Source organism: Aliiroseovarius salicola (assembly GCF_027891095.1).
GTDB classification, from domain to species: Bacteria; Pseudomonadota; Alphaproteobacteria; order Rhodobacterales; family Rhodobacteraceae; genus Aliiroseovarius; species Aliiroseovarius salicola.
Genome location: NZ_JAQIIO010000004.1, coordinates 107,499 through 123,856, shown reverse-complemented (window position 1 = coordinate 123,856; position 16,358 = coordinate 107,499). Strand labels below are relative to the sequence as shown.

At 53.7% G+C, this 16,358-nt stretch carries 14 protein-coding genes and 1 tRNA gene; 8 read left to right on the top strand and 7 right to left on the bottom strand.

The genetic code is table 11. The annotated features are described in order from the left end of the window. Positions 1-14: 14 nt before the first annotated feature. Positions 15-1,790, top strand: a complete 1,776-nt coding sequence (gene xsc / locus O2N63_RS09045; RefSeq protein ID WP_271053941.1) for a sulfoacetaldehyde acetyltransferase — start codon at positions 15-17, stop codon at positions 1,788-1,790. Positions 1,791-1,891: 101 nt separating this feature from the next. After that, positions 1,892-2,905, top strand: a complete 1,014-nt coding sequence (gene pta / locus O2N63_RS09040) for a phosphate acetyltransferase (protein ID WP_271053940.1) — start codon at positions 1,892-1,894, stop codon at positions 2,903-2,905. Here the strand turns inward: pta and O2N63_RS09035 are convergent, their stop codons facing one another. From O2N63_RS09035 to O2N63_RS09025, 3 genes are all read right to left on the bottom strand, one after another. After that, entirely contained in the window at positions 2,906-3,778 is an 873-nt protein-coding gene (locus O2N63_RS09035) for a phosphate acyltransferase (RefSeq protein ID WP_271053939.1), read from the bottom strand. A 366-nt stretch (positions 3,779-4,144) separates the two neighbouring features. Continuing rightward, positions 4,145-6,934 carry a bifunctional aconitate hydratase 2/2-methylisocitrate dehydratase gene (locus tag O2N63_RS09030; protein ID WP_271053938.1) on the bottom strand — a complete coding sequence of 930 codons (2,790 nt, stop codon included), beginning with the start codon at positions 6,932-6,934 and terminating at the stop codon, positions 4,145-4,147. Positions 6,935-7,385: 451 nt separating this feature from the next. Beyond that, positions 7,386-7,461 (bottom strand) — tRNA-OTHER (locus O2N63_RS09025). Positions 7,462-7,654: 193 nt separating this feature from the next. On the opposite strand from O2N63_RS09025, the gene O2N63_RS09020 reads away from it, so the two are divergent. From O2N63_RS09020 to O2N63_RS09005, 4 genes are all read left to right on the top strand, one after another. Next, the gene (locus O2N63_RS09020; RefSeq protein WP_271053937.1) at positions 7,655-8,860 is read left to right on the top strand and encodes a tyrosine-type recombinase/integrase; all 1,206 of its coding nucleotides are present in this window, start codon (positions 7,655-7,657) and stop codon (positions 8,858-8,860) included. Next, on the top strand, positions 8,857-9,246 hold the full coding sequence (locus O2N63_RS09015) for a hypothetical protein (RefSeq protein WP_271053936.1): 390 nt from the start codon (positions 8,857-8,859) through the stop codon (positions 9,244-9,246). Before O2N63_RS09020 ends, O2N63_RS09015 begins: the two co-directional genes overlap by 4 nt. A gap of 431 nt (positions 9,247-9,677) precedes the next feature. Further along, positions 9,678-9,941: a hypothetical protein gene (locus O2N63_RS09010; RefSeq protein ID WP_271053935.1), complete on the top strand. Its 264-nt coding sequence runs from the start codon at positions 9,678-9,680 to the stop codon at positions 9,939-9,941. Between the two features lie 170 nt (positions 9,942-10,111). Continuing rightward, on the top strand, positions 10,112-10,591 hold the full coding sequence (locus O2N63_RS09005) for a hypothetical protein (RefSeq protein WP_271053934.1): 480 nt from the start codon (positions 10,112-10,114) through the stop codon (positions 10,589-10,591). Positions 10,592-10,773: 182 nt separating this feature from the next. Here O2N63_RS09005 and O2N63_RS09000 read toward each other — a convergent pair whose 3' ends face one another. Together O2N63_RS09000 and O2N63_RS08995 are read right to left on the bottom strand one after the other, a co-directional pair. Beyond that, positions 10,774-11,379 carry a hypothetical protein gene (locus O2N63_RS09000; protein WP_271053933.1) on the bottom strand — a complete coding sequence of 202 codons (606 nt, stop codon included), beginning with the start codon at positions 11,377-11,379 and terminating at the stop codon, positions 10,774-10,776. A 105-nt stretch (positions 11,380-11,484) separates the two neighbouring features. Beyond that, complete coding sequence (locus O2N63_RS08995; RefSeq protein ID WP_271053932.1) at positions 11,485-12,012, bottom strand: hypothetical protein; 528 nt, start codon at positions 12,010-12,012, stop codon at positions 11,485-11,487. An 85-nt stretch (positions 12,013-12,097) separates the two neighbouring features. Between O2N63_RS08995 and O2N63_RS08990 the strand changes: the two genes are divergently transcribed. Together O2N63_RS08990 and O2N63_RS08985 are read left to right on the top strand one after the other, a co-directional pair. Continuing rightward, a complete protein-coding gene (locus tag O2N63_RS08990) occupies positions 12,098-12,412 on the top strand; it encodes a hypothetical protein (protein WP_271053931.1) in 315 nt (104 codons plus the stop codon). Positions 12,413-12,451: 39 nt separating this feature from the next. Continuing rightward, positions 12,452-13,060 carry a hypothetical protein gene (locus tag O2N63_RS08985; protein ID WP_271053930.1) on the top strand — a complete coding sequence of 203 codons (609 nt, stop codon included), beginning with the start codon at positions 12,452-12,454 and terminating at the stop codon, positions 13,058-13,060. A 59-nt stretch (positions 13,061-13,119) separates the two neighbouring features. On the opposite strand, the gene O2N63_RS08980 is transcribed toward O2N63_RS08985, so the two are convergent. Both O2N63_RS08980 and O2N63_RS08975 read right to left on the bottom strand, forming a co-directional pair. Beyond that, positions 13,120-14,313 (bottom strand): GIY-YIG nuclease family protein, encoded by a 1,194-nt coding sequence (locus O2N63_RS08980; RefSeq protein WP_271053929.1) that lies wholly within the window; start codon positions 14,311-14,313, stop codon positions 13,120-13,122. Then, a complete protein-coding gene (locus O2N63_RS08975; RefSeq protein WP_271053928.1) occupies positions 14,306-16,354 on the bottom strand; it encodes a pseudomurein-binding repeat-containing protein in 2,049 nt (682 codons plus the stop codon). The genes O2N63_RS08980 and O2N63_RS08975 overlap by 8 nt, the downstream gene beginning before the upstream one ends. Positions 16,355-16,358 lie beyond the last annotated feature (4 nt).

The following is a 16,358-nucleotide window of genomic DNA, read 5'->3' as shown; positions in this document are numbered from 1 at the left end:
GAGGACAACCACCCATGAAGATGACAACGGAAGAAGCTTTTGTGAAGGTATTGCAGATGCATGGGATTGAGCATGCATTTGGGATCATTGGGTCGGCGATGATGCCGATTTCGGATATTTTTGAAGATGCGGGCATCAACTTCTGGGATTGTGCGCATGAAGGGTCCGGTGGTTTCATGGCCGACGGCTACACCCGCGCAACCGGCAAAATGTCGATGATGATTGCGCAGAACGGCCCGGGGATCACAAACTTTGTAACCGCCGTTAAAACTGCCTATTGGAACCACAGCCCGCTCTTGCTGGTCACGCCGCAGGCTGCCAACAAGACCATGGGTCAGGGTGGTTTCCAGGAAATGGAACAGATGCGCGCTTTTGCCGACTGCGTTTGCTATCAGGAAGAAGTCCGCGACCCGTCGCGCATGGCTGAGGTACTGAACCGCGTGATCATGCAGGCGAAACGCAATTCCGCCCCTGCGCAAATCAACGTTCCGCGCGACTATTTTACTCAGATTGTCGATATCGACCTGCCTGCCATTGTCGATTTTGAAACCCCGGCAGGCGGCGCTGATGCGTTGGATCAGGCGGCTGAGCTGCTGTCGGGTGCAAAGTTCCCGGTCATCCTGAACGGCGCTGGCGTGGTGCTTGGTGGCGCCATCGAAGAATCGAAGGCACTGGCTGAGCGCCTCTCAGCCCCGGTTTGCTGCGGCTATCAGCACAATGATGCTTTCCCGGGTTCGCACCCTCTGCATGCCGGTCCACTTGGCTACAATGGGTCCAAGGCTGGGATGGAGCTGATTTCGAAGGCTGATGTTGTCCTTGCCCTCGGCACGCGTCTGAACCCGTTTTCGACCCTGCCCGGCTACGGTATCGACTATTGGCCCGCCAATGCCAAAATCATCCAGGTTGACATCAACCCAGACCGTATTGGCCTGACCAAGACTGTGAGTGTGGGGATTGTTGGTGACGCCAAACAGGTTGCAACCACTCTTCTGGGTAAACTGTCGGATACGGCCGGTGACGCAGGCCGCGAAGACCGCCTGAACCTGATTGCCACCACCAAATCGGCTTGGGCCCAGGAACTGAGCTCGATGGACCACGAAGAGGATGATCCCGGCACAACCTGGAATGAGCGTGCCCGTGCTGCCAAACCTGATTGGCTGAGCCCGCGCAAAGCGTGGCGCGCGATCCAGCAAGCTCTGCCGGCCGAGGCGATCATCTCGTCCGACATCGGCAACAACTGCGCCATCGGCAACGCCTATCCGTCCTTTGAGGAAGGGCGCAAATACCTGGCGCCGGGCCTGTTTGGCCCCTGTGGCTATGGTCTGCCGTCGGTTGTCGGTGCCAAGATCGGTTGCCCAGATGTACCAGTTGTGGGCTTCTCCGGTGACGGTGCTTTCGGCATCGCGGTGACCGAACTGACCGCCATCGGCCGTGAAGAATGGCCCGCCGTCACGCAGATCGTCTTCCGCAACTACCAATGGGGCGCGGAAAAGCGCAACTCGACCCTGTGGTTTGACGACAACTTCGTTGGCACCGAGCTGGACACCCAGGTCTCTTACGCTGGCATCGCCAATGCCTGTGGCCTGAAAGGTGTGGTCGCCCGCACCCAGGACGAGCTGACCGATGCACTGAACCAGGCCATCACGGATCAGAAGAACGGTATCACCACCCTGATCGAAGCGATGATCAACCAGGAGCTTGGTGAGCCCTTCCGCCGCGACGCCATGAAAAACCCGGTCCGCGTCGCCGGGATCAGCAAGGACGACATGAAACCGCAAGCTGGTGGCTAACTCCCCTTGGGGCCATCCCGGATTATTCTGGCGTGGCCCCAAACAACAAAACGACGATGCCGTTTCCAACGGCGTCGTTTCCCCGTTTTACAAGGTGCCGTATGAAACCGCTTGAGACGCTTTTGAAAAACGCCGCGCGTTCGCGGTTCCGTATCGTACTGTCAGAGGGCGAAGATCCACGTGCAGTCGAAGCTGCACTGGCTGCCCAAGGGGATGGAATTGCGCGAATGATCCTTGTCGGGGGCGAGGCCGCCATCCGGGACGAGCTTTCGAAACAGCAAGCGCCTGAAAACCACGGTATCGAAATCCATGATCCAAGCTCCTCTCATTTGCTGAATGAGCTGGGGGGGCTTTACCACAAGCTCCGCGCGCACAAAGGTGTCAGCGCTGAAGACGCACAGAAAGCAGCACAAAACCCGCATATTTTCGCCGCGCTTCTGGTCAAGTCAGGCCACGCTGACGGAACGGTTGGCGGCGCAGTGGCGACAACCGCAGATATCGTGCGCACCGCCATTCAGGTGATTGGAACGGCGGCCGGCAATAAGCTCGTATCCTCCTTCTTTCTCATGCTGTTCTGCGCCAAACATCACCCCAAGAAAGGTGCATATATCTTCGCCGACAGTGGGTTGGTTGTGGATCCGAACGCAGAAGAAATGGCACAGATCGCCCAATCTTCCGCGGCCTCCTTCGAAGCCCTGACTGGTGAAACCGCCCGCGTTGCGATGCTGTCTTTCTCGACCCATGGCAGCGCCCAGCATGAGGCGGTGTCCAAAGTTGTCACCGCAACAGAAATCGCCCGCGACGCCGATCCGAATTTATTGATTGATGGCGAACTGCAATTCGATGCTGCGTTTGTCCCGGATGTGGCCGAGAAAAAAGCAGAGCATTCGCCGCTCAAGGGGGAAGCAAATGTCTTTATCTTCCCGAATCTCGAAAGCGGGAACATTGCCTATAAAATCGCGCAGCGCATCGGCGGGGCGACGGCAATCGGACCCGTACTGCAGGGGTTGGCGAAACCCGCCAACGATCTATCGCGCGGCTGTTCAGCTGAAGACATTCTGCACATGATTGCCGTGACCGCAGCTCAGGCCACAGCAGCTGAAGCGGCGGGCTGATCAGCCCTCAATAGCGGGCTGAGCAAGTGCAACCGACAGGATGCTTGAGGCAACAATTTCATCGACTGTCGCACCTCTGCTGAGATCGCAGACCGGCTTACGAAAACCCTGAAGGATCGGCCCGTAAGCTTTCGCACCAGCCAATTCCTTCAAAAGTTTGTAGGCAATGTTGCCTGAATTCAGATCTGGAAAGATCAGTGTATTGGCAACCCCTGCCCCACTTGCGCCCTTCTGTGCGGCAATCGCCGAATTGAGCGCCGAATCCGCCTGAATCGGCCCCAGATAACCAGTGGCAGTCGCCGCAAATCGAACCTTTTCCACAGATGCACCGATGCCTGAATGGCCTGTGGCATAAGATAGCAACGCCACATCAGCACGCCCCAACAACTTGCGGGCGGAGTTTGCGGAGGAACGGGCAATATCCGCCAATTCTTCGCCAGTTGGATCCTGGATCACAGCACAATCCGCCAAAATCATTTCCCGCCCATCCGGAAACTCCATCAGAAAAAAAGATGAAGCCGTCTGAACACCGGGGGAATATCCAAGCGTCAGCGCCGCAGCTTCGATCACCCGCCGTGTCGGTGAAGCAGCCCCCGCGACCATCACATCCGCCTCATTGTTTGCAAGCATTGCTGCAGCCCGGATCAAGGGGCGTTCCAGCATTCTTTCGGCAATACTGGATCGCATGGGACGGTGAGAAATGAGAGCATCAAACTGAGCTTGCGTCGCGGGGCCAACCTGTAAGGGGTCTGCCATCCCAGAGGCGGCGAGCTGTTCCATCGCCTGCGCCACACGAGGATCCTCGCTTTCCGGGAACACAACCCGCAAGGGTCGTGAACTGGCTCGCTCCTTCGCTTTTTCAAGCGTATTCATCCACATCCCTTCTACTCAGCTTTTCTATTCTTGATCTGCGCAGGAGATCTTCATCGCAATTATGTCGCAAGTTCCTCACATGCACGTTGCCAGAGGGATCGCGACAACGCTCCGGTGCAGGCACCTCTCCGCACTAAAGTCGTAAATAAGTGGTCGCGGCTGAAGGAGCAATCATTTCCGGGCAGCTCTCAGATCCTGCCCTCCATCCCAAGTCGCGACATAGACACAAAAGGCGCCACCGGGATCAGTGACGCCTTTTGCATTTTTCTATCGTTTTCTTCCAAAGATCAGAGAGTGGGGGTCAGCCGTCCGGCGTATGTCATTGTGAAGACCTTGCACCGGATGAAACTTTCCGCCCCCCTAACCTTAGAAGTGCGCCGACTTTGCACCTGCCGGCTTTTCAAGCGGCGGTGTAAATTTTGTCAGGTCGATCCCCTCAACCGCGGCCTTGTACTCCTCCATGGTTGGAGTGCGGCCAAGGATGGCAGACAGAACGACAACCGGGGTCGAAGCCAGAAGCGATTCACCCTTCTTGTCCGGTGCATCTGCGACGACGCGCCCTTGGAACAGGCGGGTTGAGGTTGCCAGAACCGTATCGCCCTTCTCGGCCTTTTCCTGGTTGCCCATGCAGAGGTTACAACCGGGACGTTCGAGATAGAGAATATTCTCATACTCGGTCCGGGCCGTGGTTTTCGGGAACAGATCATCGAACTCAAAGCCCGAATATTTCTGCAGGATTTCCCAATCCCCTTCTTCTTTCAGCTCGTCGACGATGTTGTAAGTTGGGGCGGCCACGACCAGTGGGGCCTTGAATTCAACCTTGCCCTGAGCTTTCTCGAGGTTCTTCAGCATCTGGGCCACGATCTTGATGTCGCCCTTGTGCACCATGCACGAACCGACAAAGCCCAGATCGACCTTTTTCTCGGCCTTATAGAACGAGATCGGGCGGATCGTGTCGTGGGTGTATCGCTTGGACACATCAGCATTGTTTACGTCAGGGTCGGCGATCATCGGCTCGTCGATCTGGTCAAGATCAACCACAACTTCGGCGAAGTATTTCGCATTGTCGTCCGGTGTCAGCGCCGGCTTTTCGCCCGACTTGATCTCGGCAATGCGCGCATCAGCGATACCGATCAGTTTGGCGAGCATACCGTTTTCATGCTCCATACCTTTGTCGATCATGATCTGGATGCGCGACTTGGCCAGTTCCAGCGAACCGATCAGGGTCTCGTCGTTTGAGATACAGACCGAAGCTTTCGCCTTCATCTCGGCGGTCCAGTCGGTGAAGGTAAAGGCCTGGTCCGCCAGAAGCGTGCCGATGTGTACTTCGATCACGCGGCCCTGGAAGACGTTGTCGCCGTGTTGGTCCAGCATCTGTTTCTGTGTGGCATGGACCACGTCACGGAAATCCATATGGTCGGCCATGGTGCCTTTGAACGTCACCTTGACTGACTCGGGGATCGGCATCGAAGCTTCGCCAGTCGCCAGCGCCAGCGCCACAGTGCCTGAGTCAGCGCCAAACGCCACGCCTTTCGACATACGGGTGTGGCTGTCGCCGCCGATGATGATCGCCCAGTCATCCACGGTGATGTCATTCAGCACCTTGTGGATCACGTCGGTCATCGCGTGGTATTCGCCTTTCGGGTCGCGCCCGGTAACGAGACCGAATTCGTTCATGAATTTCATCAGACGCGGGGTGTTGGCCTGAGCCTTGGTATCCCATACCGACGCGGTGTGACAGCCCGACTGATAGGCGCCATCCACGCTTGGCGATACGACTGTTGCAGCCATGGCTTCCAGTTCCTGCATGGTCATCAGGCCGGTCGTGTCCTGCGAGCCTACGATGTTGACTGCAACGCGCACATCCGAACCGGCATGCAGAGCTCCCTTGGCGGAAACGCCACGAGCATTGCGGTTGAAGATCTTTTCAACCGCGGTCAGGCCACGACCTTCGTCAGTGATCTCTTTCGAGGGGGCAAATACCGCCTTCGGCTCAACGCCCAGTGCTTCTGCGGCAAAGCTTTGCAGCTTTTTACCAAAGACGATGGCATAGGAACCGCCCGCCTTCATGAATTCCACCTTTTGCGGTGTGAATGCCGAGGACACGTCCACCAGCTCTTCACCATCTTCACTCAGAAGTTTTTGATCCTTGGAGTTGATCTTCAGAACAGTGCCGGTCGCGACAGAGTATTTCTGCTCCAGAACCGGGTTGCCATCATTGTTCAGAATGGCCTTGCCATCCTCATCAACCTTCTTGACCCAGTTCTTCAGGTCAATGCCAACCCCGCCGGTTACGCCAACAGTGGTCTGGAAGATCGGCGAAATGCCATTGGTGCCGGCGACAACCGGGGCGATGTTCACGAAGGGCACATAGGGGCTGCCTTGTTTGCCCATCCACAGCGCCACGTTGTTGATGCCCGACATGCGCGAAGAGCCTACGCCCATGGTGCCCTTTTCCGCGATCAGCATCACGCGCTTGTCGGGGTGCTGCAGTTTCAGCGCTTCAATTTCCTGCTGCGCTTTTTCGGAAATGAAACATTTACCATGCAACTCGCGGTCTGAGCGCGAGTGGGCCTCACCGCCCGGCGACAGGAGGTCAGTCGAAATGTCACCTTCAGCGGCCACATAAGTGACAACTTTGATTTCTTCTTCAACTTCTGGAAGTTTGGTGAAGAATTCAGCGTTTGCGTAGCTTTCAAGAATTTCCTTGGCGATGGCGTTGCCTTGTGCCAAGGCCGTGGTCAGACGATCCGTATCAGCCTCATAGAGGAAGACCTGAGTCTTGAGCACATCTGCGGCTTGCCGAGAGGTAGATTCGTCATCGCCGAGCGCCAGATCCAGAAGCACCTCGACCGAAGGGCCACCCTTCATGTGCGATAGCAGTTCGAAGGCAAACTCTGGTGAAATCTCTTCGACAGCGGCTTCACCCAGAATGATCTCTTTCAGGAACTTCGCCTTCACACCAGCGGCGTTCGTGGTACCTGGCAACGTGTTGTAAATAAAGAAGTTCACACAGTCGTTCCGGTGCTCACTCGAAGTGTCCTTGATATGCTCGATAAGCTCGGCAACCAGCGCGCCATCGTCGATGGGCTTTGGGTTCAGGCCCTGCTCTTTGCGAGCATCAATCTCATTAAGGTAGTCGGTGTACAAGCTCATGACGATCCCTACGGTTAAGCATTAGATTCTACATTGACGCCAGTGTAACAGAATTCTCTGATGTTCTAGGTCAAGCATTCAGTATGCGATTGTATACCCACATCATCTGACTTGCAAGATGATCCGTGATGAAATGACAGCAAATGCCGACGATACAGCCCTGAACAGTTGAGCAAAACAGAATATCAAAGATATGTGTTTTTCCTTCTTCTCAGCTGGGATCGTTTTGCCAAAACCAGCTGTGGCGCCCCAATAGATCTCGATTTTCTGTAGGGAGCCCCAGATATAAATGATCAATTCACGCAGCTTGGGTTCCCAACGGATGGCCCCTAACGTGATAGCGATGCTGAAAATATGATCCTGACACACACTATCCGACTCGGACGCGCTCAGACATTCGGACGGTTAACACCCTGGAAAACGGTGTTTCCCTTAAAAATCAAATGATTGATGGTGCCCCCACACGGACTCGAACCGCGGACCTACTGATTACAAATCCGAAGTCACGGGAAATTTGCACCTCTTACCCATGACCTCGCATTTCCTCTCAAACCGCCCCAGATAATTGCAAATTTATAAAGAGCCTTTGTCTTTATTACCTTTATTGAGTTTGTCCCCCAGTCATCATGTGTGTATAACTGTGTCATCAAGCATCAAGTCGCGTCACACAAGCGCGTCAAAATTGTCCCCCAGTTGTCCCCCAAAAGGAGTTTGACTGTGATGCACGACCTGACCGACAGATTTTTAAGGAGCCTGACGCCTCCCGAAACCGGGCGGCTTGAGGTTTCAGATACCAAGCGCAAGGGGCTTCGACTACGCCTATCAGCGACGGGGAAATCCGTCTGGATGTATGAGAAGCGTGTGAAGGGTGGCCCGAAGCGCAAACACACTCTCGGATCTTGGCCAGCAGTATCGCTCGCGCAAGCCCGCGCCATTGCGCTTGAGATTGAGGCTGAGGCATCCCGTGGTATCGACCGGGTTGCCTTAGAGAAGGCGCGTGTCCTGAAAGAAGAAGCGGCAAAGGCGAACCGATCCACTTTGCAGCAAGTCATCGACACCTACAATGAACTACACCTTTCCCAGCTTCGTACGGGTAACGAGCGAAAGCGCCAGTTGGAGGCTGCACTGCAATCAAAGCTCAATCTCCCCATATCAGAACTGACGCATTCCGATTTGCAGGCAGCAATCGACGAGAAGCTATTGGCGGGGCGCAAGGTATTCGCCAACCGTATCCGTGCGGCGCTAGTCGCGTTTACCAGTTGGGCATGGATGCGAGGCTACCTTGATGATCACATCGGGCTTCGTCTAGCCAAGCCAACAAAGGAAAGCGCACGGGAGCGAGTTCTCAACCTCGAAGAGGTGCAGGCCATCTACAGGACCAGCTATGAACTAGGGCCGCTGTGGGGGCCACTGATGCGACTTCTACTTCTCACAGGTCAACGCCGTGGAGAGATTGTCGGCCTGCGCTGGGATGAGATTGATCTTGATGCTACGCGCATCACTAAAGCTGGCAGCACAACCAAGAATGCCCGTCCACATATCACGCATTTATCAGCACCTGCACTGGCTGAACTTGAAGCCTTGAGAGGCAACAGAAACGGCCTAGTCTTCACAACAACCGGGATCACACCTGTGTCGGGCATTTCGCGAATGAAAAGGCGCTTTGACGAATTGCTAGGCGAAGGATTTGAACCTTGGCGACTTCACGATTTTCGCACGGCGATGGCAACGGCGCTCGCAGAAGCAGGCGAACCCGAAAGCGTTGTTGACCGGATCCTCAATCACGCCGCCACCGGATCTGCACCATCGGCAGTTGCGCGCGTTTACAACCAAGCGGAACAACTACCGCAGCGGGCGCGAGCGCTGGAACGCTGGGCCGATATGGTGACGGGCGCGCAAGGCACCGTTGTACGGATCGCGCAATGACGGAAGAACCAAGCGCAATCGCGCAGCTATTTGCTGAAGCGTTATCTAGTGCCCCACCAAAGCCCAACCGTGGTCGTCGCCGAATAGCGCCAAAAGATAGTGTAGATGTGCAACGAGCGGAGTGGGTTGAACGCCTTATGGGGGATCGACCGGACCTGTTCAAAACACGCATCCAAACAATTGAACAACTCAAGACCGCCTACTACGACAGGGACTGGATAGAACGCACCAGACACGAGCACACCAAACTTGGCACCTACGACGAGGGAAAGTTCGATGAGAAGATTTCTCTAATGAAGGCACTTTTTGGGCCAGCACTGACCACTATTGAACAGTCGGTATCGAGAGGATTTCGCAAGCTTCGGGATCTTCGGGAACAATCATAGAGCATTACATTTCTTGCGATAAAATCCGCTCCATTTTATCGCAAGTGACCGACTTTGCGCGCGCTCATTTAATATCACCACTCGTCAACAACACGCATGGTGAACATTATGACTTCGCAAAAACCTGCCCCACCTTTAACCTCACTTTTGAACGCGAAAGGTATGGCTGACAAGTGTAATTGCAGCTTATCAACCTTCTGGCGCCGCGTTGCGGATGGCACAATCCCCAAGCCAATTAAGATTGGTGGCATGTCACGGTGGCTACCGTCTGATTACGCTGCTGTGATCGAAGCCGCCAAAGCACGGCGCGACGATGTCAACCAAGACGGTGCTGACCAACAAGATCTCCGGACACCGCTAACGCGGTCCGGGAAGCAGTTTGAGAACCACGTCCAATCTACTCGCTCAAGGCGCCCCAAGGAGGAGGCTCCATGATGATGGTCTTCGATCCCCATGATTGCGAACTGACGCGCTCAACGTGGCGAGATTTTGCCCGCGAATGCCAACCAAAACACCCCGACTTGGTCTCCCTCGTGGGGGAACCTGATGGTCCCACAGTCGGGATTTTCCGGCGCGATGGAGCATTCACCTTTGAACATGACGGTGAAACCTTTCACTTCGACAAGCTGACCTACGCGGAAGATGCCGCCGCACGGTTGCTCGCTGCGGATCACGACATGACGGGGGATTGGTGATGGGTGGAAGAGTGTTCGCACAAATAAACTGTTCAATCGTTGGGTCTCAGGAGCTTAAAAGCTGTGATTACTCAACTAAGTGGGTGTACTTTTGCGCCTATCTCTCCGAACTGGGAAACTTCATGGGGGTCTTCAAGTATCCGTGCGTCATGTGGGCGCATGACGCTGGAATGAGTGATGACGAGCTTTTAGATGAGATCTCGCGCCTCGAAAGAGTGGGTCTAATTCAATACGACCGTGATGAGGAGTTTGTCCGTATCATCGGCTTCCACAGAGAGCGCCCGGCAGAAAATGCAAAGCACATGATCTCGCTAATAAGAGATTTCAAAAAAGAAGTGTTTGGGCGGCGAAAGTGCCCGCCCATGTGGGGCAATGCCATTGCAGAGTTTGTTGTTGCTTGCGTCCAAAGAAAGCAGCTTTGGAAGCCTGACAGCAAGTCACATGATGAATTGGACGCTGAGATGAAGCCATTCATCCGCATGACTTGGGAGGAACTTGGTGATCCATTTCTCGCAGCCCTTAACGACGAGTTGTGCGATGCCAGATCGGTAGTTGTGGAGGATCTAAAAACAACACTCCCTGTCTTGCATGCCCCCATTATGCGTGATTGTGGTGGGGACTATTCCGACATCTCAGATATACCGTTTTGATACGGTATCGATACCCTATCGATACACATAGACTAAGACGTAGACTTAGACGCAGACGTAGACTTTTTGCTTAGAAAGGAATGAATGTTTCATTCAGCAGAAAATCAGGAAAGTCGACGGACGGTGCCAGACACAGCCTCTTTCAACCCTGAGCCTATTTCACAAGGTGATCAGGATAAACTTCACCCAAATTCGTACAGCAACTTTGAAACCACAAAAAGAAAAGGAATGAAGCTAGCGAAATACCAAAGAAGTCTAAAGTGAACTTGCCTAGTCACCATTATTATTTCGTTCTGACTAATCCAGACGTCTGGTGGCTGGTCTCCATTGGGCAATTTGAAATCTGCTTTAACCGCAAGACCATTCGGCTTAGGCGCAATCAGCAGAACGAATACGAACAACAGGTAGAGCGGCCAAAGCAAAAATATGGCGAAGTCTTTTGGGAAATTATTCAAGCACCTGCTCGCGAAAACATGGACCCTTTCAGAAAGCTTTAACTCACTCATGTTGAAGCCATCAGGAACCGCCCATTTCATTGGAGGCTTCGCACGGATAACTATGCCGCCAATCACGCAATAGTCGATTGCCCAACTCGGGATCGGAATTGGAAACCACCAAAATAAAACTGTTGCTATCCACACTTTTGTGGACCGCCAGTGCTCCATCACTCCCTGCTCAAACCAATTTTGCCACTCAATAATTGCGTCGATGAACCCCGCGAGGCCCAGCCAAGCAAGCAATGTAGTGATGACGAAACCCAGTTTTGAGGAGCTATCCATATTGGGCATAGAAAATACAATCGCGAATAAAGTTTCTGCTTAACCTGTCGTTTATTTAGGCTCTCTTTCGGGAGCCGCGTCAAGTCAACCTGACGTGCCGCATCAAGTCAGCGGTCAGCGCCACCAGATGTCAGCTTGAAGAACTCCCCGCCGCCGCTTGTGATACGTCATAAGGCTGATGCTATTGTCTTCACGCATCTCCTCAAGCCATGCGAGCGAGTACCGGGTGAGCTTGTCGTCCGCCACATCATCCGGGACGCTGTCGAGCAGATCGCGTTGCCCCCTCCAAGTCAGCTTGTCCCATGCGGCCTTCGCGTCCTGAAAATCATCATGACGCTGCAGTGCTCGGTGCATGTCCCCTGACAAGAACCGCTTAATGTTGTGGGGGTGATCCGGCACTTCGACCCGCCCTCCATGCTTGACGCATCGTGACGCCCCTCTGAGAGCCGCCGCGCGGCATGACTGGCCGTCCCGGCGCTTTGCCTGACAGCGAGGCGCCGCGCGCATCGCAGCAAGCCCCTGAGCGCGTCCAGAAGCCGTCAGGTTCTCTGGGGTGGGCTTTCCTCTAGGACGGGCGGTGCGCGCCTCACGAGCCGCCTGAGCGACCTGTACTGTGAATTTGATCTGGCGGTTGGTAGGCATTGGTTATCGATCCAAGCTTGGCGCTTGATATGCATCATACCTGAATGCATCGAACATGTGGATGATAGTTGAATAGGAGTGGCGGATGAAAATACTTCGAAAGATACTGATTGTTCTATATTTCTTTGGTGCGTGCGCACTATTTCTGATGCCAGTCATTCTTTATCTGGCTGATGAGGTGCCCGCAGTTGATGCTGACTTCTATACCGGGGTGGCGGCCATGTGGGGCACGGGATTGTTCCTTTTCCTCAACGCCACCTTACTCAGAGGAAATGCGAACGACGATAGCAGTTTGATCGGCCTTGCAATCGAGGCGCGTAAAGCGGAGTTTCGGCGGCGTATCAGAGAGCGAAATACCAGCAACGTACAGCCTCCTGCGGATGACACCAGTGGGATCTAACCCAGAAGCAATCGAACGTGATATATCGAGGCAACTGCAATGTGGGACATAGAACTCTTTTCAAACCTGTCGCTTGGGCAAGCCGGCTGGTTGACCTTGTGTTTTCTCTTGGCAATCAGCGGTGTGATAACTGCGATACGGGGATATGAGGTTCCGCAGGGTGAGTACATACAGAACCCTTATGGTTGGCGAAAAGCCGCCTCGTTAGTTTTTTTGGCCGCCGTCATGGCGTCCCCCGTGCTGGTGAACATATTCAGAGATCCGGAAGTCCCGCTTATGACTGCTGTTGTTTCTTCTCCGGTAGCCCGAGCTTTCCTGTCCGTGGTCGCGCTGGTTGTTTGTGGGTTTTTTCTGTTGCTCGTGTTGAGCATCCCAGTGTCGTTATATCGCTCCCTTAGAGAAAAACCGAACTATGACGCTTTGTTCCCAGAGAAGGGTGAAAGCCTCTCAGAAGAAACGGAAGTCGAGGATGATCGGGTATCGCGAGAGGAAAGTTTAGAAGAACGTCGGGCCCGGATAGAGACTGAGTTGAAAGATCCGAATATGCCAGCATCAAAGAGGGCGAAAGGCGAGCGGGTGCTGACGGCAATAGACAGCGTTCAAAGGAACCGCGCCAAGCGCAATGCTCAGATACCGAAGGACAACTAAGCGCGTTTTAGCACCTAGCCGCGATTGTTTCACTCTAAAGATATTGCGTCCTAGAAAAGCTAGCCTCTTAAAACCAACGAAGCTGTTTTCCGATCATAAATGTAGCTCGCGATTGTGCCGTCTTTGATCCGTTCGACCGCTTCTTCAATCACAAACAAGGGCACTAGGAACCACTCTTTAGGCTTCATAGGTCGGCCCAATCGATCAGGGATTTCGATATCTAATTGTGCGGGCGCAAATATGCGGTGCAGGAGGTTTTCCAGTTTAGTACGATTGATGTTGTACAGATCGTAAGTGGCCACGATATCGACCTTGGCCATAAGAAAAGTGGTCTGAAGTTGAGCGCCAGCCACGCGTTTTTCAACGTCATTACTCGTCACACCAATTTTGTGAATAAGCTCTCTGTTCTCGGCCACCATCGGATGATCAGATTGACTACGAAGGACATAAATAGTTCCGCTTACCTCATCACCATCGGCGGATTGATCCGAAAACAGTGGACCAGCAGTCGGCTCTGTTATCCTTCGACCAGCTTCTCCATCCGCATTCAGCGAGCGCTGCAGGGATCGCATGAGCATGTTGCTTTCTGTGCCATTGTCAAAAATGACGCGCAGGCGGGCATCCGTCCGCCCTTGATCGTTTATTGTGACCTCTCCCTTCTCGGCTACATAAGCCTTTTGTCCACCGACGATGAAAAACCGCCCAGCCTCGATTTCTGCCTTGAGTTCAAACTTGCGCGTTTCTCGAAGACCCGCGTCTAGCTCTTTCTGAACCTGCTCGAAGAAAGGTCGGAACTTGTCGAAATCTTCGCATTTGTTGCGTCCAGCAATCTCTTCTGCTGCCTTTTTATCGGCAGAAGAACGCACATGTTTGAGTTTGGTAATATCCGATGCTGCGACTTCAATGCCCAATTCCGCAAGAAGGGCGTCATCATCAAGATTATCGATTTCTGAGAGCTTGGGTGATGCCATGTCTGTCAACAATCCGTGCAAATCCAAGGGAGCAATCAGATCCTCGCCTTCATTCAGTTCGCGCAATTGGTCAAGACGGGCGGCGTAGAGCCGCTCGAAGATGTCTCGATCTTCCCCATGTTGCGGGGCACGGCCATTTTTTTCCACAAAACGCAGGATTTCCTCAAAACCCGCGATAATACGTTCTTCGCGCGGTGTACGCGCTGCAGTTTTCTTGGCTTCTACCTCAACGCCCAATTCCGCCAAAAGCGCATCATCTTCCTCGGTAAATCCTTTAGGCATCTGCGGCCTCCTGTTTCATCCGCACGAGAAATGCAACACCCTCCGCCATCTTTTTCTCCCACGCATCCGGTGAGGTGATTGATGGAAGCCGCCCACGCTCTTCTTTGAACTTCGCGGCGCGCCTTGCGAGATCCCGCGCCTCATCGGGTGATAGCTTCACCTTTTTAGCAGAAATGACAGCTTGGACCTGCTTGAGACTATCTTCGCTCATGGTTTTGGCTAGGATAGAATACGCCTCGCCAAATGGGTTGATCCGGTCAATCAGGTCGATATCGAGTTCCCGCACATCCATTGCAAATTTGCGCACACCATCAATCAGTGCTGTGTTGGCACTTGGCTCGTCATCACCATCATCTGATGTGGCAATTTCCTTGGCTTTCTGTGTCAGGTTCAGTGCCGCAATGGCGTGCTGGCGCACAGCTTCCTGGTCTTCGGCATCAAGCTCAGGAAATTTTGTTCCAACAATTTTCCCCATGCGAACCTGCGTTAGTTCCTCGGGGACCATTTCGTCATCGAACAATCCGCGCTCGATCGTGGTCTTGTCCTGAACAAAGGCCGTAATTACTTCGTTCAGATCTTCGCTACATATCCGTTGGGCGTATTCGCTCTTAGGTTCGGCAAGCCCCTTAATTTCCATCTGGATTTGACCGGTAGCGGCGTCAAACCCCACGTTTTCCCTGTCAGGGTTGTAGCCCCCTTCGCCATAGTCGAACCCATCAAGCGGGCCGCTTGTCGTGGTCTTGGGGGTGAAATTGAACCTTGGGGCCAAGACCTGTTCCATGAGAAGGCTGGCAGCAATGGCCTTTAGGGTGTCGTTCACAGCCTCGGTGACCGCTTCTTCACCAGCATCGGGTTCGGCGATCAGATTGGTAAAGCGCGCCTTTGTTTTCCCTTTGGCATCACGGGTGGCCCTACCAATGATCTGCACGATCTCGGTTAGGCTAGCACGGTAACCCACTGTTAGTGCATGCTCACACCAGATCCAGTCGAACCCCTCTTTTGCCATGCCAAGGGCAATGATGATATCGACGTGTTCGCGGTTGTTTTTCTGTGCAGGATCTTTCAGCGCGGCGGAAACCCTGTCTCTTTTCACCGCTTCGTCATCAACAAGATCAGCAATCTTCAAGATCCGACCTTCAGGCGTTTCCACAAGTTGAAAGCCGGTTTCAGGATCCAGCCCCTTCCACTCTCCAAGCGCATCAATAATGTGCTCAACCTCACGATGCTTGTCCTTGGTGCTTTCACGAGAGTTTACGTTGGGGATATGCAAAATCGTTTTCTCATGCGGATCAAGCACCTCCAAAATGCTGTCCGCATATGATCCGGAGTAAAAGAAATACCCGATATCGAGCGTTTTCAGATGCTCATAACCATTGAGTTGCTCATAATAGGTGTATGTGACGGTTTCGAACTTAGCCTCGTCCTCGGGCGACAGAACGGCCTCGGCATCGCCCCGGAAATAAGATCCGGTCATGGCGACAAGATGCACTTTGTCGCGGGCAATGAACGCGCCCAGATGTGCGCCGAGTTTGTTGTCAGGGTTGGCGGAGACGTGGTGGAATTCGTCCACTGCAATCACCCGATCGTCAAAGACCTCGATGCCGAATTTATCGACAGCGAAGCGAAAGGTTGCGTGAGTGCAAACTAAGACTTGATCATCGCTGTCTAGAAACCTGCCGACCGCGCCAACCTTTCCGTCATCCCCACCGGGCGCGTTGCACAGGTTCCATTGCGGTTCTACCTGCCAGTCCGCCCAAAAACCAAACTTGCTCAGCGGCTCGTTGTTAAAGCTCGATCCGATCGACTTTTCGGGCACTACCACAATGGCCTGTTTCAGACCTTGATTGTGCAGCTTGTCGAGCGCGATAAACATCAATGCGCGCGATTTGCCTGATGCAGGTGGCGATTTGATCAGCAAGTATTGCTCGCCCCGCATCTCATAGGCGCGCTCCTGCATCTTACGCATGCCCAATTCATTCGACGTGGTCGATGAACGGTTTTGCTCATAGGTGACGGAGACGGAGGGAACTGATTTGGTCATGAAA